Source organism: Micromonospora sp. IBHARD003 (assembly GCF_056106285.1).
The window spans coordinates 1,143,046-1,168,828 of the sequence record NZ_JBWBBX010000001.1; the positions used below are offsets into that span (position 1 = coordinate 1,143,046).

General features: G+C 68.9%; 22 protein-coding genes. 4 read left to right on the forward strand and 18 right to left on the reverse strand.

The window, feature by feature from the left end:
* Positions 1 to 10: 10 nt before the first annotated feature.
* The 8 genes from ACTWOL_RS04920 to ACTWOL_RS04955 form a co-directional block, all read right to left on the reverse strand.
* Entirely contained in the window at positions 11 to 1,243 is a 1,233-nt protein-coding gene (locus ACTWOL_RS04920) for a sarcosine oxidase subunit beta family protein (RefSeq protein WP_474294698.1), read from the reverse strand.
* Complete coding sequence (gene glyA / locus ACTWOL_RS04925) at positions 1,240 to 2,523, reverse strand: serine hydroxymethyltransferase (protein WP_474294700.1); 1,284 nt, start codon at positions 2,521 to 2,523, stop codon at positions 1,240 to 1,242. Before glyA ends, ACTWOL_RS04920 begins: the two co-directional genes overlap by 4 nt.
* The gene (locus ACTWOL_RS04930) at positions 2,520 to 3,380 is read right to left on the reverse strand and encodes a bifunctional methylenetetrahydrofolate dehydrogenase/methenyltetrahydrofolate cyclohydrolase (RefSeq protein WP_474294702.1); all 861 of its coding nucleotides are present in this window, start codon (positions 3,378 to 3,380) and stop codon (positions 2,520 to 2,522) included. Before ACTWOL_RS04930 ends, glyA begins: the two co-directional genes overlap by 4 nt.
* Positions 3,381 to 3,416: 36 nt before the next feature.
* Complete coding sequence (locus ACTWOL_RS04935; protein ID WP_474294703.1) at positions 3,417 to 5,855, reverse strand: GcvT family protein; 2,439 nt, start codon at positions 5,853 to 5,855, stop codon at positions 3,417 to 3,419.
* Between the two features lie 211 nt (positions 5,856 to 6,066).
* Positions 6,067 to 7,044: an ABC transporter substrate-binding protein gene (locus ACTWOL_RS04940; protein ID WP_474294705.1), complete on the reverse strand. Its 978-nt coding sequence runs from the start codon at positions 7,042 to 7,044 to the stop codon at positions 6,067 to 6,069.
* Positions 7,045 to 7,056: 12 nt separating this feature from the next.
* A complete protein-coding gene (locus ACTWOL_RS04945; RefSeq protein WP_474294707.1) occupies positions 7,057 to 9,033 on the reverse strand; it encodes an ABC transporter permease in 1,977 nt (658 codons plus the stop codon).
* Positions 9,027 to 10,118: a quaternary amine ABC transporter ATP-binding protein gene (locus ACTWOL_RS04950; RefSeq protein WP_474294709.1), complete on the reverse strand. Its 1,092-nt coding sequence runs from the start codon at positions 10,116 to 10,118 to the stop codon at positions 9,027 to 9,029. Before ACTWOL_RS04950 ends, ACTWOL_RS04945 begins: the two co-directional genes overlap by 7 nt.
* Before the next feature lie 20 nt (positions 10,119 to 10,138).
* The gene (locus tag ACTWOL_RS04955) at positions 10,139 to 11,608 is read right to left on the reverse strand and encodes an aldehyde dehydrogenase family protein (RefSeq protein ID WP_474294711.1); all 1,470 of its coding nucleotides are present in this window, start codon (positions 11,606 to 11,608) and stop codon (positions 10,139 to 10,141) included.
* Positions 11,609 to 11,825: 217 nt separating this feature from the next.
* Between ACTWOL_RS04955 and purU the strand changes: the two genes are divergently transcribed.
* Positions 11,826 to 12,698, forward strand: coding sequence for a formyltetrahydrofolate deformylase (purU, locus tag ACTWOL_RS04960; RefSeq protein ID WP_474294713.1), 873 nt, complete (start codon positions 11,826 to 11,828; stop codon positions 12,696 to 12,698).
* Between the two features lie 70 nt (positions 12,699 to 12,768).
* Here the strand turns inward: purU and ACTWOL_RS04965 are convergent, their stop codons facing one another.
* Positions 12,769 to 13,605 (reverse strand): methylenetetrahydrofolate reductase, encoded by an 837-nt coding sequence (locus tag ACTWOL_RS04965; protein ID WP_474294715.1) that lies wholly within the window; start codon positions 13,603 to 13,605, stop codon positions 12,769 to 12,771.
* Between the two features lie 3 nt (positions 13,606 to 13,608).
* Positions 13,609 to 15,279, reverse strand: coding sequence for a choline dehydrogenase (betA, locus tag ACTWOL_RS04970; RefSeq protein ID WP_474294717.1), 1,671 nt, complete (start codon positions 15,277 to 15,279; stop codon positions 13,609 to 13,611).
* A gap of 122 nt (positions 15,280 to 15,401) precedes the next feature.
* Here betA and ACTWOL_RS04975 point away from each other — a divergent pair, with 122 nt between their 5' ends.
* Positions 15,402 to 16,199, forward strand: a complete 798-nt coding sequence (locus ACTWOL_RS04975) for an IclR family transcriptional regulator (protein WP_474294719.1) — start codon at positions 15,402 to 15,404, stop codon at positions 16,197 to 16,199.
* Positions 16,200 to 16,218: 19 nt separating this feature from the next.
* Here the strand turns inward: ACTWOL_RS04975 and ACTWOL_RS04980 are convergent, their stop codons facing one another.
* From ACTWOL_RS04980 to ACTWOL_RS05010, 7 genes are all read right to left on the reverse strand, one after another.
* Positions 16,219 to 17,349 carry an aromatic ring-hydroxylating oxygenase subunit alpha gene (locus ACTWOL_RS04980; RefSeq protein ID WP_474294721.1) on the reverse strand — a complete coding sequence of 377 codons (1,131 nt, stop codon included), beginning with the start codon at positions 17,347 to 17,349 and terminating at the stop codon, positions 16,219 to 16,221.
* Between the two features lie 130 nt (positions 17,350 to 17,479).
* On the reverse strand, positions 17,480 to 18,643 hold the full coding sequence (locus ACTWOL_RS04985; protein ID WP_474294722.1) for an NAD(P)/FAD-dependent oxidoreductase: 1,164 nt from the start codon (positions 18,641 to 18,643) through the stop codon (positions 17,480 to 17,482).
* Positions 18,640 to 19,002, reverse strand: a complete 363-nt coding sequence (locus ACTWOL_RS04990; RefSeq protein ID WP_474294723.1) for a bifunctional 3-phenylpropionate/cinnamic acid dioxygenase ferredoxin subunit — start codon at positions 19,000 to 19,002, stop codon at positions 18,640 to 18,642. Before ACTWOL_RS04990 ends, ACTWOL_RS04985 begins: the two co-directional genes overlap by 4 nt.
* A gap of 254 nt (positions 19,003 to 19,256) precedes the next feature.
* On the reverse strand, positions 19,257 to 19,889 hold the full coding sequence (locus ACTWOL_RS04995) for an MBL fold metallo-hydrolase (RefSeq protein WP_474294725.1): 633 nt from the start codon (positions 19,887 to 19,889) through the stop codon (positions 19,257 to 19,259).
* Positions 19,889 to 20,974, reverse strand: a complete 1,086-nt coding sequence (locus ACTWOL_RS05000; RefSeq protein WP_474294728.1) for an S-(hydroxymethyl)mycothiol dehydrogenase — start codon at positions 20,972 to 20,974, stop codon at positions 19,889 to 19,891. The genes ACTWOL_RS04995 and ACTWOL_RS05000 overlap by 1 nt, the downstream gene beginning before the upstream one ends.
* A gap of 401 nt (positions 20,975 to 21,375) precedes the next feature.
* A complete protein-coding gene (locus tag ACTWOL_RS05005; protein ID WP_474294730.1) occupies positions 21,376 to 21,933 on the reverse strand; it encodes a YbaK/EbsC family protein in 558 nt (185 codons plus the stop codon).
* Positions 21,934 to 21,977: 44 nt separating this feature from the next.
* Complete coding sequence (locus ACTWOL_RS05010) at positions 21,978 to 22,550, reverse strand: helix-turn-helix domain-containing protein (RefSeq protein WP_474294732.1); 573 nt, start codon at positions 22,548 to 22,550, stop codon at positions 21,978 to 21,980.
* 94 nt (positions 22,551 to 22,644) lie between these two features.
* Between ACTWOL_RS05010 and ACTWOL_RS05015 the strand changes: the two genes are divergently transcribed.
* The gene (locus tag ACTWOL_RS05015; RefSeq protein WP_474294734.1) at positions 22,645 to 23,511 is read left to right on the forward strand and encodes an EamA family transporter; all 867 of its coding nucleotides are present in this window, start codon (positions 22,645 to 22,647) and stop codon (positions 23,509 to 23,511) included.
* Here the strand turns inward: ACTWOL_RS05015 and ACTWOL_RS05020 are convergent, their stop codons facing one another.
* The gene (locus tag ACTWOL_RS05020; protein WP_474294736.1) at positions 23,512 to 24,255 is read right to left on the reverse strand and encodes an acyltransferase; all 744 of its coding nucleotides are present in this window, start codon (positions 24,253 to 24,255) and stop codon (positions 23,512 to 23,514) included.
* A gap of 198 nt (positions 24,256 to 24,453) precedes the next feature.
* On the opposite strand from ACTWOL_RS05020, the gene ACTWOL_RS05025 reads away from it, so the two are divergent.
* Positions 24,454 to 25,683 carry an FUSC family protein gene (locus ACTWOL_RS05025; protein WP_474294738.1) on the forward strand — a complete coding sequence of 410 codons (1,230 nt, stop codon included), beginning with the start codon at positions 24,454 to 24,456 and terminating at the stop codon, positions 25,681 to 25,683.
* Positions 25,684 to 25,783 lie beyond the last annotated feature (100 nt).

Here is a 25,783-nt window from a genome sequence, read left to right on the forward strand (position 1 = left end):
GTTCGGCTCCCTAGTGGGCCACCGCGGCCGCGCCGTGCTCGTCGACGAGCGCGCCGGTGGTGAAACGGTCGAGCGAAAAGGGGGCGTTCAGGGGGTGAGGGGTGTCGTGCGCGATGGTGTGGGCGTAGACCCAGCCGACGCCCGGGGTGGCCTTGAAACCACCCGTGCCCCACCCGCAGTTGAGGTAGAGGTTGTCGACCGGGCTGAGGCCGATGATCGGCGAGGCGTCCGGGCTGACGTCGACGATGCCGCCCCAGGTGCGCAGCACGTGGGCGCGGGCGAAGACCGGGAAGAGTTCCAGGGCGGCGGACATCTGCTCTTCGATGATGTGGAACGCACCGCGCTGGGTGTAGGAGTTGTACGCGTCGATGCCGGCGCCCATCACCAGCTCGCCCTTGTGCGCCTGGCTGACGTACACGTGGACCGCGTTGGACATGACGACCGTCGGGTGCACGGGTTCGAGGAGCTCGGAGACCAGCGCTTGCAAGGGGTGGCTCTGGAGCGGGAGTTCGATGCCGGCCATGGCGGCGAGCACCGAGGTGTGGCCTGCCGAGCACAGAGCCACCTTGCCCGCGGCGATCGGGCCCAGCGAGGTCTGGATTCCTACGACCCGGCCGCCGACGATGTCGAGCCCGGTGACCTCGCAGTTCTGGATGATGTCGATCCCGGCGGCATCGGCGGACCGGGCCAGGCCCCAGGCGACGTGGTCGTGCTTGGCGATGCCGGCCCGCGGCTGGTAGGTGGCGCCCAGGACCGGATAGCGCACGTCCGGCGAGATGTTGACGATCGGGCAGACTTCCTTGACCCGCTCGGCGTCGAGCCATTCGGCGTCCACGCCGTTGAGGCGGTTCGCCTCGACCCGGCGCACGCTGTCGCGGACGTCCTGGAGACTGTGGGCCAGGTTGAGCACGCCGCGCTGGGAGAAGAGGATGGGGTAGTCGAGTTCCTCAGCCAGTCCCTCCCACAGCTTGAGCGCGTGCTCATAGATGCCGGCGCTCTCGTCCCACAGGTAGTTGGAGCGGATGATGGTGGTGTTGCGGGCCATGTTGCCGCCCGCCAGCCAGCCCTTCTCCAGCACGGCGACGTTGGTGATGCCGTGGTTCTTCGCCAGGTAGTGGGCGGTGGCCAGGCCGTGTCCGCCGCCGCCCACGACGATCACGTCGTACGAGGGCTTCGGCTCGGGCGTGCGCCACAGCCAGTCGGGGTGTTCGGGGAGCTCGGCGCCGGGGGTGCGGGGGCTCATCGGGCGTCTCCGTTTGCGGACAAGTGGGCGTAGAGCGGGTGCTTGGCCGCCAGCGCCTCCGTGCGGGCGCGCAGGGAGGCGATGTCGGGCTCGGGCCGGAGGGCCAGCGCGATCACATCGGCGACCTCCGTGAAGTCCTCCTCGGTGAAGCCGCGGGTGGCCAGTGCCGGGGTGCCGATGCGCAGGCCGGAGGTGACCATGGGCGGGCGCGGGTCGAAGGGGACCGCGTTGCGGTTGACGGTGATGCCGATCTCGTGGAGCAGGTCCTCGGCCTGCCGGCCGTCCAGCTCCGAGTCGCGCAGGTCGACCAGGACGAGATGGACGTCCGTACCGCCGGTCAGGACCTTCACCCCGGCTGCCGCCGCGTCCGACCGGGTGAGGCGTTCGGCCAGGATGCGGGCGCCGGCCAGCGTACGGGCCTGGCGCTCGGCGAACTCGGGTGACGCGGCCACCTTGAACGACACCGCCTTCGCGGCGATCACGTGCTCCAGGGGGCCGCCCTGCATACCGGGGAACACCGCCGAGTTGATCTTCTTGGCGAGATCGGCCTCGTTGGTGAGAATGACTCCGCCGCGCGGGCCGCCGAGCGTCTTGTGGGTCGTCGTGGTGGTGACATGGGCGTGCGGTACGGGGTTGGGGTGCAGTCCGGCGGCGACCAGGCCCGCGAAATGCGCCATGTCGACCATCAGCAGGGCGCCCACGTCGTCGGCGATACGGCGGAAGGCCGCGAAGTCCAGCTGCCTGGGGTAAGCCGACCAGCCCGCGATGATCATCTTGGGGCGGTGTTCCTTGGCGAGCCGTTCGACCTCGTCCATGTCGACGAGGTTGTCGGTCTCGGCGACGTGGTACGGCACGACGTTCAGCATCTTGCCGCTGTAGTTGATGCGCATGCCGTGGGTGAGGTGCCCGCCGTGCGCGAGGTCGAGGCCGAGGATGGTGTCGCCGGGCTGGAGGAGGGCGAAGAAGACGGCGGTGTTGGCCTGGGCGCCGGAGTGCGGCTGGACGTTGGCGAAGTCCGCGCCGAAGAGGGACTTGATCCGCTCGATGGCGAGCCGCTCGGTGACGTCGACGTGCTCGCAGCCGCCGTAGTAGCGGCGGCCGGGGTAACCCTCGGCGTACTTGTTGGTCGCGACGGACCCCTGGGCCTCCATCACGGCGGTGGGCGCGAAGTTCTCGGAGGCGATCATCTCGAGGGTGGACTGCTGGCGGTGCAGCTCTGCGCGGAGGGCGGCGTGGACCTCGGGGTCCAGCTCCGCCAGGGGGGTGTTCAGCGCGTTCATACGGCGTTCGCGTTCCTCTCGGCGGCCTCGATGACATTCGCGAGCAGCATCGCCCGCGTCATGGGTCCTACGCCCCCGGGCATCGGGGCGAGCCAACCGGCGACCGTGGCGGCCTCCGGGTGGACATCGCCGACCAGCCCGTGGTCGGTGCGGGTGATTCCGACGTCCAGGACCGCCGCACCGGGGCGCAGCATGTCCTTGGTGATCAACCCGGGCGAGCCGGCGGCCGCGACGACGACGTCCGCCTCGCGGACGTGCCAGGCCAGGCCCTTGGTGCCGGTGTGGCACAGGGTCACGGTGGCGTTCTCGGACCTGCGGGTGAGCAGCAGTCCGATGGGCCTCCCGACCGTGATGCCCCGGCCGATCACGCACACCCGCGCTCCGGCGAGCGGCACCTCGTGGCGGCGGAGCAGTGCGACGATGCCGCGCGGGGTGCACGGCAGCGGGGCCTCGACGCCGAGGACGAGCCGGCCGAGGTTGACAGGGTGCAGGCCGTCGGCGTCCTTTGCGGGGTCCATGCGCTCCAGTACGGCGTTGGCGTCCAGATGGCCCGGGAGCGGCAGTTGGACGATGTAGCCGGTGCAGGCCGGGTCGGCGTTGAGCTCGTCGATGACGTCTTCGACCTGCTGCTGGGTGGCGTCGGCGGGCAGTTCGCGGCGCAGCGAGGCGATGCCCACCTGCGCGCAGTCGCGGTGTTTGCCGGCGACGTAGGCCCGGCTGCCGGGGTCGTCGCCGACGAGGACGGTGCCGAGGCCCGGCGGGAGACCGCTGGTCGCGGTCAACTTGGCCACGCGCTCCGCGAGTTCACGGCGGATCTCGGCGGCGGTCACCTTGCCGTCGAGCAGCTGTGCGGTCACCGGAGGTGCTCCTTCCGTCGAAGCCGAGGTCGGTGACTAGCCACGGAGACGGGACATGGTCGGGTCGAACAGCGGCTCCTCGGCGACGACCGCCTCGATACGCTGGTCGAAGTAGCCGATGTGCAGGGCGGTGCCGGGGGTCGCGAGTTCCACCGGGAGCCAGGCGTAGGCGATGCCCTTGCCGATCGTGTAGCCGTACGCGGCGCTCGTGACGTAGCCGACGGCACGGTCGCCGTCGTAGACCGGCTCCTTGCCCATGACGACCGATTGCGGGTCGTCGATCGTGAGGCAGGTCAGCTTCCGCCGCACGTCGGCCTTACGGCGCTCCAGCGCCGCCTTGCCGATGAAGTCGCCCTTGTCGAGCTTGACGGCGAAGCCGACTCCGGCCTCGTAGGGATCGTGCTCGTAGGTCATGTCGGTACCGAAGGAGCGGTAGCCCTTCTCCAGGCGGAGGCTGTTGAAGGCGCCACGGCCGGCGATGATGCCCCCCAGTGGCTTGGCCGCCTGCCACAGGGTGTCCCACAGCTTCTGGCCGAGGTCGGCGGTGGTGTACAGCTCCCAGCCGAGTTCACCGACGTACGACAGGCGCATCGCGGTGACGGGGACGGAGCCGATGTGGGCGCGCTTGGCGCGGAAGTACTTCAGGCCGTCGTTGGAGAAGTCCTCGTCTGTCAGCGGCTGCAGGACCTTGCGGGCCAACGGGCCCCACAGGCCGATGCAGCAAGTGCCGGGGGTGATGTCGCGTGCCTGGACCGAGCCGTCGGCGGGCAGATGGCGGGTAAACCAGTCGAGGTCCAGGTTGCCGTTGGCGCCGACCTGGAAGCGGTCTCGGGCGAGGCGGGCGACGGTGATGTCGCTGCGGATGCCGCCGTCATGGTCGAGCAGCAGGGTGTACGTGACCGAGCCGACGGACTTGGCGACCTTGCCGGTGACCAGGCGCTCCAGGAAGTCGCCGGCGCCGGGGCCGCTGACCTCGAGGCGCTTGAGGGCCGTCATGTCGTACATCGCGACGGTTTCGCGGGTGCCCAGTGCCTCGGCCCCGACGATGGGCGACCAGTACTGCGCGGCCCAGTCGTTGGGGGTGGGGATGATACGGCCTTCGACCAGGCCCGCGTTGGCCTCGTACCACTGCGGGCGCTCCCAGCCGTTCGCCTCCAGGAAGAACGCGCCGTGCTCCTGCTGGCGCTGGTGGAAGGGGCTCGTGCGCATCGGGCGCGGGTGCCCCGACGGCTGGAGCGGGTGGAGGATGTCGTAGACCTCGACGAAGTTCTGGCAGTCGCGGGCCAGGACGTACTCCGGGGACAGCTGGTGTGGCTCGAAGCGGTTGACGTCGCACTCGTGCAGGTCGAAGGACGAGCAGTGGCCGTCGATCAGCCATTCGGCCATGGCCCGGCCCACGCCCGCGGAGTGGGTGACCCAGACGGCCTCGGCGACCCAGAAGCCCTTGACGTCCGGGGACTCGCCGAGCAGCGGGAAGTTGTCGGTGGTGAAGGAGAACAGGCCGTTGATGCCCTCCTCGACCTTGGCCTCCTTCGTCGCGGGGAGCAGGGACTGAGTCTCGGTCCAGGCGCCCTCGAAATCCTCCTCGGTGAACGTCAGGACCGACGGCATCGCCTCGGCCTCGTCCACGGAGAGGATGTCGTCGGCCGAGATGGGCATCGGGCGATGGCCGTAGTAGCCGATGCCGAGGCCGTCGAAGTGGTCGCGGTAGTAGAGGTCGGCGTCCTGGTGGCGCAGGATCGGGCGGACCGCTTCCTCGGTCTGGCCGGCGAGGGCCGGTGTCGGGCCGGTCCAGGCGAGCTGGTGGGCGAGCGGGGTGAGCGGGAGGTTCATGCCGACCATGCGGGCGATCTTCGGGCCCCAGATGCCGGCACAGCACACCACGATGTCGGCGGGGATCCCGCCCTGGTCGGTGAGAACGCCGGTCACCCGGCCCTCGCTCTGCTGGACGTCGAGGACTTCATGGCGGGCCAGGAAGCGCACGCCACGCTCGGTGGCCCGACGGATCTGCGCCTCGACGGCGAGGACGGCCTTGGCGAGGCCGTCCGTCGGTACCAGAAGGCCGCCGAGAACCTTGTCGCGGTTCACGAGCGGGTGCTGCTCGACGCACTCGTCGGCGCTCAGCAGCCGGGCCTCGATGCCCCAGGCGGTGATCCAGCCGTGGCGGCGGTGCAGTTCCGCGAGGCGCTCGGGGGTGGTCGCCACTTCGAGGCCGCCGACCTGCAGGAAGCAGGGCTTGCCGTCGACATCGAGGGAGCAGAACTTCTCGACGGTGTAGCGGGCCAGCTCGGTCATGGTCTTGGAGGAGTTCGTCTGGAAGACCAGGCCCGGGGCATGCGACGAGGAGCCCCCCGTGGCGGGGAGCGGGCCCTGGTCGACCACAGTCACTTCGGTCCAGCCGCGCGCGGAGATCTCGTCCGCGAGTGCCGCTCCCACGACACCCGCCCCGATGATCACCACTCGGGGTCCCGCCATCGCCGCACCTCCGATTGAGAACAAGTCCAGCCGGTCAGTTGCTTTCTGCGCAACTTGATTCAGGTTGCGCAACTCAATGTGCCTGCCACTGGGAGGGGGTGTCAAGGGTCCGTGACGTCGTAAAACAGCCCGAAACACGGCGATGCCCGGTGGGCGGTGCGCACGTGTGCGCACCGCCCACCGGGCATGTTCGACCGCCTTCTCGACCGCCCTACTTGATCCAGGCGTCGACCTTGTCACGGTTGGCCTCGACCCACTTCTTGGCGGCTGCCTCGGGCTTCATCTTGTCCATCGCGATGTACTTGGCCACGGTGTTCTGGTCCTCGTTCGTCCAGTTGAAGTTCTTCACCAGGCCATAGGCCGGGCTGCCCGACTTGGCGAACTTCGCGCTGACGATCTTGTCGAGGTCGTAGACGGGATAGTCGCAGGCGACCTTCTCCGGATCGGCGTCACAGCCCGTCTTGTACTCCGGCAGCTTGACCTTGACCAGCGGCACCTCGGATATGAACCACTGCGGCTCGTAGAAGTAGCCGATCACCCATTCCTTGTTCTTCTCCGCCTTCCGGAAGGCCTGGATGAGCGCGGTCTCGCTGCCCGCGTACACCACTTTGAAGTCCAGCTTCAGGTTCTTCACCAGGGCCTCGTCGTTGGTGACGAACGACGGGTCGCCGTCGAGGAGCTGGCCCTTGCCGCCCGACTCGGAGGTCTTGAACTTCGCTGCGTACTTGTTGAGGTTGTTCCAGTCGGTGATGTCCGGGTGTTCCTTCGCCAGCCACGGCGGCACATACCAGCCGATCAGGCCTTTGTTGCCGGTCCGACCGACCTCTACGGCGGTCTTCTGGTCGGTGATGTACTTCTTCTTCAGGTCGTCGTGACCCCAGTTCTCGATGACGGCGTCGACCTCGCCCGTCCCGAAGCCCTGCCAGGCGATCTCTTCCTTCAGGTCCTTCTTGGTGACCGTACAGCCGAGATCGTGCTCCGCGACGTACGCGACGACCGCCGCGTTCGCCTCGTAGCCCACCCACGGGTTGACCGCGAGGTTGAAAGTGCCGCACTTGCCGGAGCTGCCCGCGGCGTCCGAGCCCGAGGAACTGTCACCGACCTTCGCACCGCCGCAGGCGGTGAGGGTGAGACCGAGAACGGCCATGCCGGCCGCGCCGACTCTCCACTGTCTTACTTGTGTTGCCATGCTCAGTGCTCCTTATGTGCTCACGCGTCGCGCCGCTGCCTGAGTGATCCGGTCGAACATGACTCCGAGAAGGACGATGGCGAGCCCCGCCGCAAGCCCCTTCCCGTACAGCTGCCCCTGCGAGAATCCGGCCACGACGTCGTAGCCGAGGGCGCCCGCTCCTACCAGGCCGCCCACAACAACCATCGACAGCACATAGATCAGACCCTGGTTGGTCGCGAGCGTCAGGGCACTGCGTGACATCGGCAGTTGAACCTTGGTGATGATCTGCCAGGTGTTGCACCCAGCGGAATCGGCCGCCTCGACGGTGGTCTCGGGCACGGCCCGGACCCCGTCCGCGATGATCTTGATAGCGACCGGCGCCGCGTAGACGATCGCAGCGACGATGGCCGTGAAGCGGGTCGCGCCGAACAGCGCGAGGAACGGCACGAGATAGACGAACGGCGGCATGACCTGCGCCGCGTCCAGGGTGGGCCGCAGCACCCGGTCCACGAGCAGGCTCCGCCCCATCCACACCCCGAAGGCGATGCCGAGCACCATGACCAGCATCGTCGCCGCGACGGTCGACGCCAGCGTCGTCATGGCGTCCGACCACACACCCGTGCCGACCAGCAGGGCCACGCACACGGTCGCGGTGACCCCGGCGCGCCAACCACCGAGCATCGCACCGAGCGCGATCAGTACGGCGCCGACGAGCCACCACGGGGAGTCGGTGAGCAGCGACTGGAACGGGTTGAGCAGGCCGTTGGTGATGCCGTCACGGAAGGCGTTGGTGATACCCGAGAGGTTGTCCTGCGCCCATGTGGTCGCGGTGTCCGCCGCGCTCGCGATGGAGCTGCCGATGCCGCCCTCGCCTGGGAACTCCGCTGCCCATACGTAGGTGTGCGACATATAGACGAGTACCGCCGTGACGACTCCGCCAGCGGCCAGCAGCGGTCGCCGCCAGGTGAGGAAGCGGCTGCCCGAGCGCCGGGCTGCCTCCTCGCGGGCGCTGGCGGCTGTGGTGACCCGGTCGAGGACGATCGCCATGACGACGATGGCGAGGCCCGCGTTGAAGGCCGTTCCCACATCGAGCGACTGCAGGGCCTGCACGACGGTCTTGCCGAGGCCGGGCGCGTCGATCAGGGCCGCGATGGTCACCATGGCCAGGGCGGCCATGATCGACTGGTTGACGCCCATCACCACGGTCCGCTTGGACATGGGCAGCAGGACCTTCAGCAGCGCCTGCCGCCGGGTCGCGCCCAGCGAGTCGGCCGCTTCGACGGTCGTCTTCGGTACGGAGTTGATGGCGTGCGCGGTGATGCGGATCGCGGGCGGCGCCGCGTAGATCACGGTGGCGATCGTGGCGGAGGCTCCACCGATGAGGAAGAACAGGGTCAGCGGGGCCAGGTAGACGAAGGTCGGCATCGTCTGCATGAAGTCCAGGAAAGGCGTCACGATCCGGTTGACCCGGTCGGACAGCCCCGCCCACACGCCCAGCGGGATCGCGAACAACAGCGCCACGAAAACCGCGGAAACGGTGAGTGCCAGGGTGTCCATGCTCTCCTGCCACAGACCCTGCAGCCCCAGGAAGGTGAATCCCGCCACGGCCAGGAGGGCGACCCGCCAGTTGCCCACGGCCCAGGAAACGTAGCCCGCGATGCCCACGACGCCGAGCCATCCGATCTGCGGGACGGGGCGGCCGGCGGAGGGCTGTGAGATCAGTTCCTGGATGAAGGTCACCAGAGTGTCGATGACCAGACGGATCTCGTTGAAGAAGTAGAGGAAGAGCGGGTTGGAATTGCGGTTCGCGCCGATCGAGTCGTTGGCGTCGTTGAACCACCGATGCAGCCCGGTGAGATCCGCCGCTGCCAGGGTCAAGGTCTGCTTTCCACGGAAGACCACGAACAGCACCAGCCAGACCGCCAGGATCGCGGCCACCACCGTGCGCCGGCTGACCTTGCGTACGTCGGCCGGGGACGCGGACTTCTCCAGGGCGACGGTCACCACATGCCGCCTTCCTGCCCGGCGACCACCGCGAGGATCTCCTCGTCGCCGACGATGCCGATCAGCTCACCGTCCTCCACGACCTTGACCGGCTTGTCGGCCGCCAGTACCGCCCGGGTGGCCTCCTTCACCACGACGTCCGGGCCCAGCTCGGGACCGTCCAGGGCGTCGCCGTCCTCCGGCGGGCGCATGATCCACCGCAGGGTGAGGACGTCGCCGCGCGGCACGTCCTTGACGAATTCGCGCACGTAATCGTCTGCCGGGGCGCCCACCAGCTCGTCGCCGGTGCCGCACTGGACCATCTTGCCGTCGCGCATGATCAAGATGCGGTCGCCCAACTTGAGGGCCTCGGAGAGGTCGTGGGTGATGAACACCATCGTCTTGCCAACCTCGTGGTGCAGCCGGATGACCTCGTTCTGCATGTCACGGCGGATCAGCGGGTCGAGCGCCGAGAAGGGCTCGTCGAAGAAGAGCACGTCCGGATCGCCGGCCAGCGCCCGGGCGAGACCGACGCGCTGCTGCATACCGCCCGACAGCTGGTCGGGGTAGGAGTTCTCGTAGCCGGCGAGGCCGACCAGCTCGACGACCTCCAGCGCCCGCTTGGTGCGTTCGCCCCTGCCCATGCCCCGGATCTCCAGGCCGAAGGCCACGTTGTCGACTACGCGGCGGTGGGGCAGGAGCCCGAAGTGCTGGAAGACCATGGAGAACTTGCGGCGGCGTAGGTCGCGCATGCGTTTGCCGTCCGCTTCGCGGATGTTCTCGCCCTCGAAGACGACCTCACCGGCGGTGGGTTCGATCAGCCGGGTGAGACATCGCACCAGCGTGGACTTGCCGGAGCCGGACAGACCCATGACGACGAAGACCTCGCCCTTGCGGACGTCGAAGTTCACGTCGCGTACGGCGGCGGTGCATCCGGTACGGTCCATGAGCTCACGGCGGGTGAGGCCGCACAGCTCCTCGGACCCGGGCACTCGGTCGGCCTTCGGCCCGAACACCTTCCACAGCCGGCGCACGGATATGACTGGGGTACCGTCCGAATCCTGGGGCGTACCGCGCCGCTTCGGCACCTCGGTCTGTGTTGGGGTCACGATCGACCTCTCTTCGGCGTTCAGCCGCGGAACCAGTGCAGCGGCCGGGGTTGGATGTTCTGCCAGATGTGCTTGGGCTCTCGATACTCGTCCAGGCCGGTCGGTCCCAGCTCCCGGCCCACCCCCGAGTGCCCGAAGCCACCCCATTCCGCTTGCGGCACATAGGGGTGGTAGTCGTTGATCCACACCGTGCCGTGGCGCAGCCGCCGGGCGACCCGCTGGGCCTTGCCGGCGTCCTGCGTCCAGACGGCTCCGGCGAGTCCGTACTCGGTGTCGTTGGCGATGCGTACGGCGTCCCCCTCGTCGATGAAGCGCTCGATGGTGAGCACGGGCCCGAAGGACTCCTCGTGCACCACGCGCATGTCCTGCCGGCACTCGTCGAGAACGGTCGGCGGGTAGTAGTAGCCGTCCGCGAGAGCCGGGTCGTCGGGCCGTTCACCGCCGCAGCGCAGTACGGCGCCCTCGGCGAGGCCTGCGGCGACGTACGCCTCGACCTTCTCCCGGTGCTGGGCGGAGATCAGCGCTCCGGTCTCGGCATCGGGGTCGAAGGGACCACCGAGGCGGATCTGCCGGGCGCGACGGACGACCTCGTCGACGAGGCGGTCGTGCAGCGAGTCCTCGACGATCAGCCGGGCGCCGGCAGAGCAGACCTGCCCGGAATGCAGGAAGACGGCCGTGAGGGCGAAGTCCACGGCCGTCTCGAAGTCGGCGTCGGCGAAGACGACGTTGGGGTTCTTGCCGCCGAGCTCCAGCGCGACCTTCTTCACGGTCGCGGCGGCGGTGGCCATGATGCGCCTGCCGGTCTCGAGGCCTCCGGTGAAGGAGACCATGTCGACAGCGGGGTCTTCGGAGAGCGGTGCGCCCGCCTCGGGCCCGGCGCCCAGGACGAGGTTGGCGGCGCCGGCCGCGAGCCCGGCCTCCTCCAGCGCTTTCATCAGCAGGATCGAGGTGGAGGGGGTGAGCTCACTGGGCTTGAGGACGATCGTGTTGCCCGCGAGGAGAGCCGGAGCGACCTTCCAACTGGCCTGCAACAGAGGGTAGTTCCAGGGAGTGATCAGTCCGCACACGCCGATCGGCTCGTAGACGACGCGGCTGACGGCATCGTCCCGGCCGGTGTCGATCACACGGCCGGCGTCGGTGCCGCCGAGCCCGCCGTAGTAACGGAAGCAGGAGACGACATCGGCGATGTCGTACTCGCTCTCCACCAGCCGCTTGCCGGTGTCCAGCGATTCGGCGCGGGCGAACTCCTTCGCGTCGCGCTCGATGAGATCGGCGGTGCGCAGCAGCAGCGCACCACGCTCCCGCTCGGGGGTGCGCGGCCAGCTGCCCTCGTCAAAGGCGCGGCGGGCCGCGGCGATCGCCGCCTCCGTATCGGGACGCGTCCCTTCCGAGACAGTCGCGGTGAGCGTGCCGTCAGCGGGACAGCGGATCTCCCGGCGCCCACCGGCCACCGGATCCCGCCATTCCCCAGCCACATACAGGTCTGCCACGCGACAAGCCCTTCAGCCGAAATGCGTTGCGCATCGTGCATTCAATTGCTTGTGGTGGAACACCATGGCGAATGCGCAGACCTACGTCAAGAGGGTTGGCGGATGACGATTCCGCAAGGGGCCACCTGCCCTTCTCTCTTGACCGAGACCCCCATCAAGTCCAACTATGTTGCGCATCGCTCACCATGTTGTGCAATACGCACCAACGGAGGTCGTCATGTCCCCTCGACCGCAACCTGGCCGTGAATACGTCCTCACCCTCTCGTGCCCTGACAGCGCCGGACTGGTCCACGCCGTGAGCGGCTTCCTCGTCAGGAACTCGGGCAACATCCTGGAGAGCCAGCAGTTCGATGATCGACTCCAGGGCCGCTTCTTCATGAGGGTCCACTTCGACGTCTCCGATCCGGACGCGAGTTTGAAGACTCTGCGTTACCGATTCGGTCCCGTCGCCGAGGCGTACCGCATCGACTGGACCCTGAGCGAGGCCGCGACCCGGACCCGGACGCTCATCATGGTGTCCAAGTTCGGCCACTGCCTCAACGATCTGCTCTTCCGCAGGCGCACTGGCGCCCTCAACATCGACATCCTCGCGATCGTCTCCAACCACCGGGACTTCGAGGGACTGGCGGAGACCTACGGCATCCCCTTCCACCACATCCCCGTCGCCGAGGACACCAAGCCCCAGGCCGAGGCGCGCCTCATGGAGCTGGTACGCGAACTGGACATCGACCTGGTGGTGCTGGCCCGCTACATGCAGATCCTCTCCGACGACCTGTGCAAGCAGCTCGAGGGCCGCGCCATCAACATCCATCACTCCTTCCTCCCCAGCTTCAAGGGCGCACGCCCGTACGAGCAGGCTTACGACCGCGGAGTGAAGCTCGTCGGCGCGACGGCGCACTATGCGACACCGGACCTGGACGAGGGGCAGATCATCGAGCAGGACGTGGTCAGGGTCGACCATTCACTCGGCCCCAGGGACCTGGTCACGGTCGGGCGGGACGTGGAGGCACAGGTGCTCGCACACGCGGTGAAGTGGCACAGCGAGAGCCGCGTCATGGTGGACGGCAACCGCACGGTGGTCTTCCGCTGAGCGACATGGAATCGGCGGGCGGGCCGGATCTCCAGAGTGCCCGCCGTCGCATACGGCCTGCGGGTGACCTTCAGCCGCCCAGCCGGTCCAGCAGCGCGCAACGCCACCGTTCCGTCTCGGCGATCTGGTTGAACGTGAACAGGTGCAGGCCGGCCACCCCCGCCGACGGCGCGGTGAACGCCTCCTCGGTGCGCGCCAGCAGCCTGTCGGGCGAGTACCCGCCGGGCGCCGCGAACCGCAGGAACCAGGACGTGTGCTTCGTCAGGAAGCGCGTCGACTCCCCCACGCCGATCTTCGTCGCCATCGCCAGCAGCTTCGCGCGCTGCACGGGTCCTGCGACGCCCAGGTGGACGGGCAGGGTGACGTCCCGGCGCCGTATCCGGGCGATCCACTCCCCCAGCACGCGCGGGTCGAAGCAGAGGTTGCTCACGATGTACGTGGCGTGCTCACGCTTGTCCCACATCGCCTGGATGGTGACGTCGTCGTGGATGAGGGGATGGCTCTCGGGATAACCGGTGACGCCGACATGGGAGAAGGGCCTGCCCAGCTCGCTCAGCCTGCGCAGCATTGGCAGCGCCCCCTCGTAGGCCCCGGCCGGCGGGTCGGCGTCGCCCGCCGGAACGAAGACGTCGTCCACGCCCGCCTCACGGAGCCGGTCGACGACCTCCTTCAGGTGCGCGTCGTCCCGCAGCAGCCGTGCGGGCACGTGCGGGACCACACGGAAGCCGTGCACCGCGAGCCGGGTGGCGAGGTCAAGGGTCGGTTCCATGCCCTTGACCGGCGACGCCGTCACGGTGACGACGACGTCACGCGGCACATGGGCGAGGACTTTGTCCTCGGTCGCCTCCGCGGGCAGCACCTCGTAGCGGACGCTGTCCAGCAGCGTCCTCAACCCTACGGCGCCCAAGGTCTACCCGGCCTGCTTCCGCGCGTCACCCTGGCGGTAGTACACGGCCTTCGACGGCGCCGGCGGCTCCTTGCCGAGGATCAGGTCGGCGGCCTTCTCGGCGATCATCATCACCGGTGCGTAGATATTGCCGTTGGTGACGTACGGCATCACCGACGCGTCCACGACGCGCAGGCCCTCCACGCCGTGCACCCGCATGCTGGTCGGGTCGACGACGGACATCTCGTCGGTGCCCATTTTGCAGGTGCAGGACGGGTGCAGGGCGGTCTCGCCCTCCTTCGCAACCCAGGCGAGGATCTCCTCGTCCGTCTCCACCTTCGGCCCGGGTGAGATCTCCCCGTCGTTGTACGGGGCGAGGGCGGGCTGGTTGAGCAGCTTGCGGGCCACCCGGATGGCCTCGACCCATTCACGGCGGTCCTGCTCGGTGGAGAGGTAGTTGAAGCGCAGCGCGGGGTGCTCGCGCGGGTCCTTGCTCTTGATCTTCACCGAGCCGATGGCGTCGGAGTACATGGGGCCGACGTGCACCTGGTAGCCGTGGCCGCCGGACGGCGAGGAGCCGTCGTAGCGGACCGCGATCGGGAGGAAGTGGAACATCAGGTTGGGGTAGTCCACGTCCTCGTTGCTTCGGGCGAAGCCGCCCGCCTCGAAGTGGTTGGTGGCCGCCGGGCCCTTGCGAAGGAGCCACTGCAGTCCGATGAAGGGGGCGCGCCATTTCGCCATGTACGGCTGCATGGAGACGGGCTGCTTGCAGCCGTACTGGACGTAGACCTCGAGGTGGTCCTGCATGTTCTCGCCGACGCCCGGGAGGTCGTGGACGACGTCGACGCCGAGGGCGCTCAGTTCCTCGGCGTTTCCGACACCGGAGACCTGCAGCAGTTGCGGGGAGTTGATCGCGCCGCCGCACAGGATGACTTCGTCGGCGAGGACCTGCTGGAGCGCGCCCCGGCCGCGCTGGTACTCCACTCCCACGGCGCGCTTGCCCTCGAAGAGGACGCGGGTGACCAGGGCGCGGGTGGTGACGGTGAGATTGGGCCGCTTCATGGCGGGCTTGAGGTACGCCTTCGAGGCCGAGAGACGGCGTCCGCGATGCACATTCCGGTCGAACTTGGCGAAGCCTTCCTGCCGATAGCCGTTGACGTCGTCGGTCGGGGCGTAGCCCGCCTCCTCGGTTGCCTTGAGGAAAGCGGTGAACAGCGGGTTGGTGGCCGGACCGCGTTCGAGCACAAGAGGCCCGCCATGGCCGCGGAACTCATCGTCCGGATCGGCGGCGAGACAGTTCTCCATGCGCCGGAAGTACGGCAGGCAGTGCGCGTAGTCCCAACTCTCCATGCCGGGGTCGGCCGCCCAGCGTTCGTAGTCCATGGGGTTGCCGCGCTGGAAGATCATGCCGTTGATGCTGCTGGATCCGCCCAGCACCTTGCCGCGCGCGTGGTAGATGCGCCTGTCGCCCATATGGGGCTCGGGCTCGGACTCGTACTTCCAGTCGTAGAAGCGGCTGCCGATCGGATAGGTCAGCGCCGCGGGCATGTGGATGAAGACATCCCACGGGTAGTCGGACCGGCCGGCCTCCAGCACCAGCACCCGCTTCGCCGGGTCCGCGGAGAGTCTGTTCGCCAGTGCGCTGCCGGCCGATCCGCCGCCGACGATGACGAAGTCGTATTGCAGGGGAGCCATGGTGCCTCGTCTCGCTCGCGCCGTAGATACGCGAGGCATGCTAGTACCGGTAGCGCTATGTGCACCAGGTTGCGAAGAACGCAACTTGCAAGGCTGTTGTTTACTACGCGTATAGTTTCGTTATGAGCAACCTCAGCCACGACACCGAAACGTCACATTCGCAGGCCGGCGGAGTGCAGTCGGTCGACCGCGCCATCAGCGTCATGGAGATCCTGGCCCAACGCGGCGAGGCGGGCGTCAGTGAAGTGGCCGCCGAGATCGATGTTCACAAGTCCACCGCGTTCCGCCTGCTCGGCGCCCTGGAGTCGCGCGGTCTGGTGGAGCAGGCGGGCGAGCGCGGCAAGTACCGCCTCGGCTTCGGCATCGTACGACTGGCCGGTGCGGTGACGGGACGTATCGACATCACACAGCAGGGCCGCCCGGTCTGCGAGCGTCTCGCCGAGGAGATCGGCGAGACGGTCAACATCGCGGTGCTGCAGGAGCACTACGCGATCAACCTCTACCAGGTGCGCGGCCCGGGAGCGGTCACCGCGCACAACTGGGTCGGCCAGCTGACCCCGGTGCACGCGACGTCGAGCGGCAAGGTCCTGCTGGCGCACCTGCCCGCCAAGGAGCGCGCCGCACTGCTGGCCGAGGCCGGCCTTGAGAAGGTCACGCCGCACACCATCACCTCGAAGGCGAAGCTCGAGAAGAACCTCTCCGAGGTGCGGGAGGCCGGCTACGCCTGGACCAGGGAAGAGCTGGAAATCGGCCTGCACGCCATGGCCGCGCCGGTCCTCGACCGGGAGGGCGAGGTCATCGCGGCGGTCACCGCCTCCGGGCCCGCGTACCGGTTCACCGAGGAGCGGATGCGCGAACTCGCCCCGGTACTGATCAAGGGCGCCGAGGAGATCAGCCACCGGATGGGCTATCTGGGCTGAGCCCGGGCCGACAGGCCGGCTACTGCGCGCCGCTGCCCAGGCGCTCGTTCACCCAGTCGTGGAAGGCACCGATGTGGTGCTCGCTGGGCACCAGCACGCCACCCTTGGCGTACATCCGGGAACTCATTCCCGGCTGCGTGCGCTCGCATGCCTCGAAGTCCTGCAGGTTGACCCGGTCGAAGAGTTCCACCGACCGGCTGACGTCCTTGCCGCTCTCGACGACGTGCGGGAGATAGAGCCAGTCGCACTCGACGATCGTGCGGTCGACGGCCACCGGGTACATCCGGTGGAAGATCACATGGTCGGGGACGAGGTTGATGAACACCTGCGGCTTGACGGTGATCGCGTAGTAGCGGCGGTCCTGGTCCTTGGCCACCCCGGGGATGCGGTCCAGACCCTCGGAGCCGTCAACGGTGAAGCCCTGGACCTCCTGGCCGAACTCGGCGCCGTGCCCGACGAAGTACTGGGCGGCGTAGCCGTCGGCGAACTCGGGGAGCACATCGGTGAGTTCGGGGTGGATCGTGGCGCAGTGGTAGCACTCCATGAAGTTCTCGATGATCAGCTTCCAGTTCGCCTTGACGTCGTAGACGATCCGCTTGCCGACCGCGAGGTTGTCGATGTCGTAGCGCTCGATCGACTCCACGTCGCCGAGGCGCGCGACGACATCACCGATGACGTCCTCCTCGAAGGAGGGCGGGTTCTCCGCCAGACAGACCCAGACGTAGCCGAGCCATTCCCGGACGGCTACGCCCACCAGGCCGTACTCGGTGCGGCCCACGTCGGGCATCTTGGTGAGGTTGGGCGCCGCGACCAGCTTCCCGTTCAGGTCGTACGTCCAGGCGTGGTACGGGCATTGGAAGGCCCGCTTGACCTCGCCGCTCTCCTCGGTCCGGAGCTTGGCTCCGCGGTGCCGGCACACGTTGAAGTACGCGCGGATCGCGTTGTCCCGGGCGCGGGTGAGGAGGATGCTCTCGCGGCCCACGTCGACGGTGCGGAAGGCTCCGGGCTTCGCGAGGTCGGACGAGCGCGCGGCGCAGAACCACATGGTCTCGAATATGCGCTCCTGCTCCTGGGTGAAGATCTCCGGATCGGTGTAGGAGGAGCCGGGGAGAGTGGCGATCAGGCTGTCCGGCAGGCTGGTCGAGGTCACGGTGCACTCCTCGGGAAACGTCGTGGAGGGGTCATTCACGCGCCGGGAAGAGCGACTCCGGACGGCGTTGTGTATCGAGCAACGCTGCGCGTCATATGCAACCGCAGCATGGGATGCGGCAGAGGCCGTGTCAAGACATCGCGGCGGCGAGCTGCTTGCGCCAGCGGGTGAACAGCCGCGGCTGGTTCATCCCGAGCACGGCGACCGGGTGACCGGCACGCCGGTAGACGGCCAGGACGTTGCGGTCGTCCGGGGCGCCTTCCTCGACCGTCACGCTGTCGGCGCCGGCCGCGTGACCGGCGAACTGAATCTTCACGCCGTACTGGTCCGACCAGAAGTACGGCGGCCGGGGCACACCCGGTTCCACCGCGCCCCCCGCCAGCAGTGTGGCAACGGCGGCGTCCGGGCGCTCCCGTGCACCGGTCCAGTGTTCGACGCGGCGATGGGCACCCGCGCGGGGGTCGTACCAGTTGGCGCAGTCGCCTACGGCGACCACGCCGACCAGGCTGGTGCGCCCGTCCGCGCCGCACTTCACGCCGTTGTCGAGCGCAATGCCGGAACCTTCCAGCCACTCGACGCACGGGCTCGCCCCCACACCGACGACGACGATGTCGGCGGGAATGCCGCGGCCGTCCTCGAGCAGGACGGCGTCCACCCGGGTCTCCCCGCTCAGCCCCTTGACCCCCACGCCGCACAACAGCCGTACGCCGTGGTCCGCGTGAAGGGCGGAGACGATGCCGCCCATCGTCTCGCCCAGCGGTCCGGCGAGCGGCGTCGGAGCCACCTCGACGACCGTCACGTCGAGTCCGAGGGTGCAGGCGGTGGAGGCCACCTCGGCGCCGATGAATCCGCCGCCGATCACGACCAGCCGCCCGCCCAGGGCAAGTTCGTCGCGCAGGGCGCGGGCGTCGTCCAGGGTGCGCAGGGCGTGCACTCCGGCGAGGCCCTCGATGCCCGGCAGGGTGCGCGCGGCGGCGCCGGTCGCGATGACGATGCCGTCGGCGCGGACCTCTCGTCCGCCGGAGAGCCGGACGACGCGGTCCGTACGGTCGAGTCCGGTGGCGCGGGTACCGAGCAGCCACTCCGCCTGCAGGTCCTCTTCGTCCGTCTCCAGCGCCAGGTCCGCTTCGCCGACGGTTCCGGCCAGGAACTCCTTGGACAGCGGCGGCCTGTCGTACGGGCGGTGGAGCTCGTCACCGATGACGACCAGCCGCCCGTCGTAACCCTGTTTCCGCAATGAGCGCGCCGCCGACAGACCGGCCAGCGAAGCGCCCACCACGGCCACGGTCCTCACGCGGGACCCCCGGCGAGCCGCGCTGCGATGCAGGCCGGCAGGTTGGGCGCCTCCGTGGACACCCCCACGTAGATCATGCCGTCCTCGATGAGGACCTCATGGGTCCGGACCGGGAGCTTGGCCGGCGGGGCGTCGACGGCGCCGGTCCTCAGGTCGAACTTCGAGGCATGCAGCGGGCATTCCACCTCGCAGCCCTCCAGCCAGCCGTCGGCGAGCGAGGCATCCTGATGGGTGCAGGTGTCGTCGATGGCGAAGACCTCGCCATCGTCGGTGTGGAACACCGAGATCGGCGGATCGATGTCGAGCCGGAAGGCCTCGCCTCGCGAGAGATCCGCGAGACGGCACGCGGGAATCATCATGACACCTCGGTGCGTATAGCGAAACGGATTGCGGTAAGCGCAACATTAGTCTGGGGTTGCCCCCAACCCTTGTCAAGGCATTCACGAGCCAGGGCAACTCGGTACGCGATGCACCCCCTGACGCAACGCCGTGCGCGATAAAGAACGACACGAGAGCGTGGCTCTCCCCCTGCATGCGCATGCGCGCACCCGCCTCCTCGCCCCGTGAGGGACGAAGAGACGGGCACGTACTGTCCTGTGTGCAGACCGGGTGGTCAGAAACCCCGGTCGAGCCAGTCCTGAAGGTGCGGAGCCTCGGCGCCGAGGGTGGTCGTCTCCCCGTGCCCGGTGTGTACGACGGTGTCGCCCGGCAGGGTCAGCAGCCGGTTCCGGATCGAGTCGACGATGGTGGGGAAGTCGCTGTACGACCTTCCCGTCGCCCCCGGCCCGCCAGCGAAGAGCGTGTCGCCGCTGAAGAGCGCTGTCAGGGCCGGCGCATACAGACAGACCGCGCCAGGGGCATGCCCCGGGGTGTGCAGCACGGTCAGCTCGACACCCGCCACCGCGAGCACCTGACCGTCGGCCAGTTCGCCGTCGGGTGTCCGATCCGGGTGGGTCTGCTTCCACAGCGGCAGGTCGTCGCCGTGGAGCAGGATCGGCGCACCGGTGGCCGCCGCGAGTTCAGGCGCGGCGTCGATGTGGTCGTTGTGGGCGTGGGTGCACACGATGGCCCGTAGGGTGCGCCCGCCGAGAGCATCGGCGATGGCCTCGGCGTCGTGCGCGGCGTCGACAACGATCACTTCTTGGTCGTCACCGATGAGCCACACGTTGTTGTCGACGTCCCAGGTGCCGCCGTCCAGTGAGAACGTCCCCGAGGTGACGAGGTGTTCGATGCGGGCGCCGGCCATCAGAGGACCACCACCGAGCGCAGGACGTCCCCGCCGTGCATCCGCTCGAAGGCCTTCTCGACCTCGTCCAGCGCGATGGTCTCCGTGACGAAGGCGTCCAGGTCCAGCCGACCCTGCAGAAAGAGGTCGATGAGCATCGGGAAGTCGCGGGAGGGCAGGCAGTCTCCGTACCACGACGACTTCAGCGCGCCGCCGCGTCCGAAGACGTCCAGCAGCGGCAGCTCGAGCTTCATCTCCGGGGTCGGCACGCCGACCAGGACGACCGTGCCGGCGAGATCGCGGGCGTAGAAGGCCTGCTCGTACGTCTCCGGGCGACCCACCGCCTCGATGACGACGTCGGCACCGAAGCCGCCGGTGAGCCGGCGGATCGCCTCGACCGGATCGGACTCCTTGGAGTTGACGGTGTGGGTCGCGCCCAGCTTCTTGGCCGTGGCCAGCTTCCGGTCGTCGATGTCCACTGCGATGATCTTGGCGGCGCCCGCCAGGTTCGACCCGACGACCGCCGCATCCCCGACGCCGCCGCAGCCGATGACAGCCACGCTGTCACCGCGTCCGACGTTGCCGGTGTTGATGGCGGCGCCGATGCCCGCCATCACCCCGCACCCCAGCAGACCGGCGGCGGCCGCCGACGCGGCCCGGTCGACCTTCGTGCACTGCCCGGCCGCAACCAGCGTCTTCTCCGCGAACGCACCGATCCCCAGCGCCGGAGAGAGTTCGGTGCCGTCGGCCAGGGTCATCTTCTGCTTCGCGTTGTGCGTGTCGAAGCAGTACCACGGCCTTCCGCGCAGGCAGGCCCGGCACTGCCCGCACACCGCACGCCAGTTGAGGATGACGAAGTCACCGGGGGAGACATCGGTGACCCCCTCCCCCACCGACTCCACGACACCTGCGGCCTCGTGACCCAGCAGGAAGGGGAAGTCGTTGCTGATGCCGCCCTCTCGATAGTGCAGATCGGTGTGACAGACCCCGCACGCTTCGACCTTCACCAGCGCCTCACCCGGACCGGGATCGGGCACGATGATCGTTTCCAGGCCGACGGGGGCACCCTTCCCCCGCGCGACGACACCACGGACCTGGTGAGTCATGACCACTCCTCGGCTGGTACGAGACCTGAGTCGATGTTTCTCATTACGGCACGCATCTCACGTGTCGCAACACAGCATCATGGAGCACCGACCGGGGGTCAAGGATTCGACACGCCCCACCCTGCGCGGGGCGCGGCTCCGACAGGCACGCAGGATGGGGCGTCATTCCAGATGGCCGATGGCGGACATGCAGGCGCGAGACACGAGTTGCGCCGAGCCGAAGGCGGGCGTTAGTCGGGGGGTCCTGGATACCGAAGCCGCGTGCGAGCGCAGCCGCGCCGCCGGCGTCGACGTGGTCATGGACCGCTGTCCCGCCATCGAGATCCCCCCGACTCGGCCGACCGGCCCGATTCAGGGGGGCACGTGCATACGAAACGGAATCGCACCTGCCGACACCGGGCTCAGCCGACGCCGAGGCCGTCCAGGACCACCGCGTCCGGCAGGGCGGCGAAGAACTTGCCGGGCAGGATGAGTTTGCCCCTGCGGCGGCCGCTGCCGACGAGGACCCACTCCTCGCCCGCGACCGCCGAGTCGACCAGCAGCGGCCAGCCGGCCGGCAGCCCGATCGGCGTGATGCCTCCGTATTCCATGCCGGTCTCGCCGGTGGCCGTGTCCATGGAGGCGAACGAGGCCTTGCGGGCGCCGAGTTGTCTGCGCACGAGGCCGTTGACGTCGACCCGGGTCCGGGACAGAACGAGGCAGGCGGCGAGGGACGACTCGCCGCCCCGCTTGGCGGTCACGACGACGCAGTTCGCCGAGGTGTCGAGGAGTTCGCTCCCGTAGTGCTCGACGAAGACAGCGGTGTCGGCGATCGCCGGATCCGTGTCGACGTAGAGCAGCTGCTCGACCGGCAGCTCCCCGCCCCAGGCACGGAGCGCGTCGGCGACCGGCCGGGTGAGCTCGTCGAGACAGTCGACGGCGGGGCGGGCGTTGTCGAAGCTGCCGATCGGTGCACGCATGTGCGCCACGCTAACAGCACAGGGCTGGACGGCGGTTCGCCGTCTCAGCGGGCCGGGGGCACGGCAACGGTCATGATCATCTCGACCGTCTCGGTGCCCTCGTTGCGGTAGGTGTGCGGCACATTGGCCTCGAAGGTCGCCGAGGCGCCGGCCGGCACGGCGTAGGGCTTACCGTCGATGACGAGCGTGAGTTCTCCGGCAGTGACGTGCAGCAGCTCGATGGTGCCGTCGGGGTGCGGGTCGGAGGGGCTCTCGTCGCCGGGCACGAGCGTCCAGCCCCACATCTCCAGGGGGCCGGGGGCGTCGGCACCGACCAGCAGGTTGGTGGAGCTGCCGGCCGGGGTGGCCCACATGCGAACGGCCTGCTCCGGTGGGACGAGACGGACCTGCGGGCCCTGCTCGTAGTCGAGCAGGGTGGTGATGCTGACCCCGAGGGCGTCGGCGAGCTTCACCGTCGTACCGACGCTCGGATTGGTACGCGCCTGCTCGATCTGGATGATCATGCCGCGACTGACACCCGAGCGGGCGGCGAGAGCGTCGAGTGTGAAGCCCCGTTCGCCGCGCCAGCGTTTGAGGTTGCGGGCGAGCGACTGCGTGAGCTGGTCGAGGTCCGACACGTTCCGTCCAATATTTTGATTGATTGAGTTCAACAGAGTGAACTACGCTGGGCTGCACCCCATCGTTCATCAAACTGTACTGCGAGGCCCTTCGATGACCGTGCTGTTCGCCTTGGCCACCAGCCTCCTGTGGGGACTGGCCGACTTCGGCGGGGGCCTGCTGACCAGGCGCATCCCGGCTCTCACGGTGGTCGTGGTCTCCCAGGCCGCCGCGACCGTCGTGCTCGGCGCGATGGTGATCGGGACCGGCGGCTTCCGGGAAGCGGGGCCCCAGCTCTGGTACGCGGTCGCGGCCGGTGTCGTCGGCCCGGTCGCGATGCTCAGCTTCTACCGGGCCCTGGCACTCGGCCCGATGGGCGTGGTGTCGCCGCTCGGTTCACTCGGCGTCGTCGTCCCCGTGTCGGTGGGGCTGCTGCTGGGCGACCGGCCGGGACTGCTGCAGTTCGCGGGCATCGGTGTGGCCGTGCTGGGCGTCCTGCTCGCCGGGGGCCCCGAGCTGCGCGGCGCGCCGGTGCAGCGGCAGGCGCTCCTGCTGACGCTGCTCGCGGCCTTCGGCTTCGGTTCCGTCATGGCACTGATCGCCGAGGCGTCGACGACGATCACCGGACTGTTCCTGGCACTGTTCGTGCAGCGGATCACCAATGTCACGGTCGGTGGTGCGGCCCTGTACGTGTCGGTGAAGCGGGGCGGCAGGGCCCTGCCGGAGGAGGGCGGGACGAAGGTCGTCCTCGGTGCGCTGCCCGCCCTCGTCCTCGTCGGCCTCGCGGACGTCGCCGCCAACGGCACCTACTCGGTCGCCGCACAGCACGGGCCCCTGACCGTGGCGGCGGTGCTCGCCTCGCTCTACCCGGTGGTGACGGCACTGGCGGCCCGGGGCGTCCTCAAGGAACGGCTGCGAGCCGTGCAGGCGGCCGGGGCGGGACTGGCCCTGATCGGGACGCTGCTGCTCGCGAGCGGCTGATCAGCCTTCGTCGGGCTCCAGCTCGGCAAGCGCCCTGAGGTCGTCGGGAGTGACGCCGTCCGGGATCGGTACCGGCGCGGGGGTACGCAGTGGCGGCTGCCAGCCGCGCTCGGCGTCCCAGCGCCGCACCACCTTGGCGGGCGCCCCGGCCACGACCGCGTGGTCGGGCACGTCACCGCGGACGACAGCACCCGCGGCGACGACCACGTTGCGGCCGATGCGCGCTCCCGGAAGGATCACCGCTCCCGTGCCCAGCCAGCAGCCGGGGCCGATACGGACGGGTTCGGTCCGGGGCCACTGCCTGCCCACCGGCTGGTGCGGATCGTCGTAGCTGTGGTTGGTCGACGTGATGTACACGTACGGCCCGCAGTAGGTGTCCGAGCCGATGGACACCGTGGTGTCGGCGATGACATGGCTGCCGCGGCCGAGGACCACGCCGTTGCCCAGGGTCAGGATCGGGTCGGGTCCGAGGTCGAGATCCGGCATCATGCCCGCCGTCAGCGTCACCTGCTCGCCGATGATGCAGTGGTCACCGAGTTCGATCCACTGCTCGCCGAAAACGGTGCCCTGCGGGAACGCGAGCCGGGTGCCGGGGCCGATCCTGCGGAAACGCAGCCGCCCCGGGGACTCGGCGGTCACCGCACCCGTCCGCTGCACCCAGCGCCAGCCGCGGTGCACGGCGTTCGCCAGGACACGCCGTCGCCAGACGGCGAGCGACGAGAACGTGTTTCTGTTCTTGGGCACCCGGACACGGTAGTCGGCCTCAGCCTGACCAGTGAGAACGACGAGCTGTGATCTTCGCCCCACGCCCCGCCCGGTGACGCGCCGCACCGGGCACCCCGCGCGGGCGGACGCCGTGCACGGCAGTCTGGAGTGCGGAAGGGAGCGTGACGCCGGCGACGCGGAGCCTGTGCTCCGACGGGGAAGGACGGAAGGAAGAGGGTGTCCGAAACCACCGAGCCGCTGCGCCAGTTCGTACGACGTCATCGTGAGCCTGCCGTCGTCCAGACGGTGCGTTCGACCGCCGCGGCGGTCGTCTCGTACGTCGTCGCCCTCCGGCTCAGCGACGAACCCCTGCCGCTCACCGCGCCGCTGACCGCCCTGCTGGTCGTACAGGTGACCCTGTACTCGACCCTCACCACCGGCATCCGGCGGGTGAACTCGGTCGTCGCGGGCGTGCTCATCGCCACCGGATTCAGCGCGCTGGTGGGGCTGAGCTGGTGGAGCCTCGGGCTGGTGATCCTGGCGTCCCTGGTGATCGGGCGTTTCGTCAAGGTCGGCGAGTTCGTGCCCGAGGTGGCGATCAGCGCCATGCTCGTCCTGGGCGTGACACAGGTGACGGCGACGGCGTGGGACCGGGTGCTGGAGACCCTCATCGGCGCGGTCGTGGGACTGCTGTTCAACGTGCTGTTCGTACCGCCCGTCTGGGTGAGCGACGCCAGCGAGGCTATCGACGGCCTCGCCTCACGGATGCGCGAGCTGCTGTCCCATATGTCCGCCCAGCTGGGTGAACACACCCCGGTGGCACGCGCCGCGGAACGGCTCCACGAAGCCCGCCGGCTCGACCACGACATCGTGCAGGTGGACGCGGCCCTGAGACAGGCCGAGGACAGTCTGCGGCTCAATCCCCGGGTGAAGGAGCCGGTGCTCTCCCGGCTGGTGCTGCGCACCGGGCTGGACGCACTGGAGATCTGTGCCGTGATCCTGCGGGTGTCGTGCCGTACGCTCACCGACCTCGCGAAGACACAGTCCTCCGGCACGCTCTTCCCACCGCCCGTGACGGCCGCGCTCCAGGAGCTCTACGGGCATCTCGCCACCGCGATCGGAAGCTTCGTCGCACTGATCACGACGCAGGTGGCGGAGAACGCCGAGGAGGCGGAAGAACGGCTGGCCACCGAGCTGGCCGCCGGCCGGGAGTGCCGGGAACGGGTGGCCGCCCTGCTGCTCGGCATCCGGGAGGAGACGCAGCACTGGCAGCTGCACGGCGCTCTGCTCGCGGAAGCGGACCGGATCCTGGACGAACTGGACGTCGAGAAGCGCAGCGAACGGTTGATCGAGGAGCTCGACCGCCATTCGCGGGCCCGGTCGGCGAGGCACCAATGGCTGGACGATCTGAAGCGCCGTGTGCGGGGCAGTGTGCGGCGGGGCGGGAGCGGGGCGGCGGGCCGATGACGGCGGATGCCCGGGACGCCGGCCGCTGCCCTGTTCTCCTGACTGCTGACTGCTGACGGTCGACAGCGCGAGCACAGCGTCGGCTGTCAGCGGATACGCA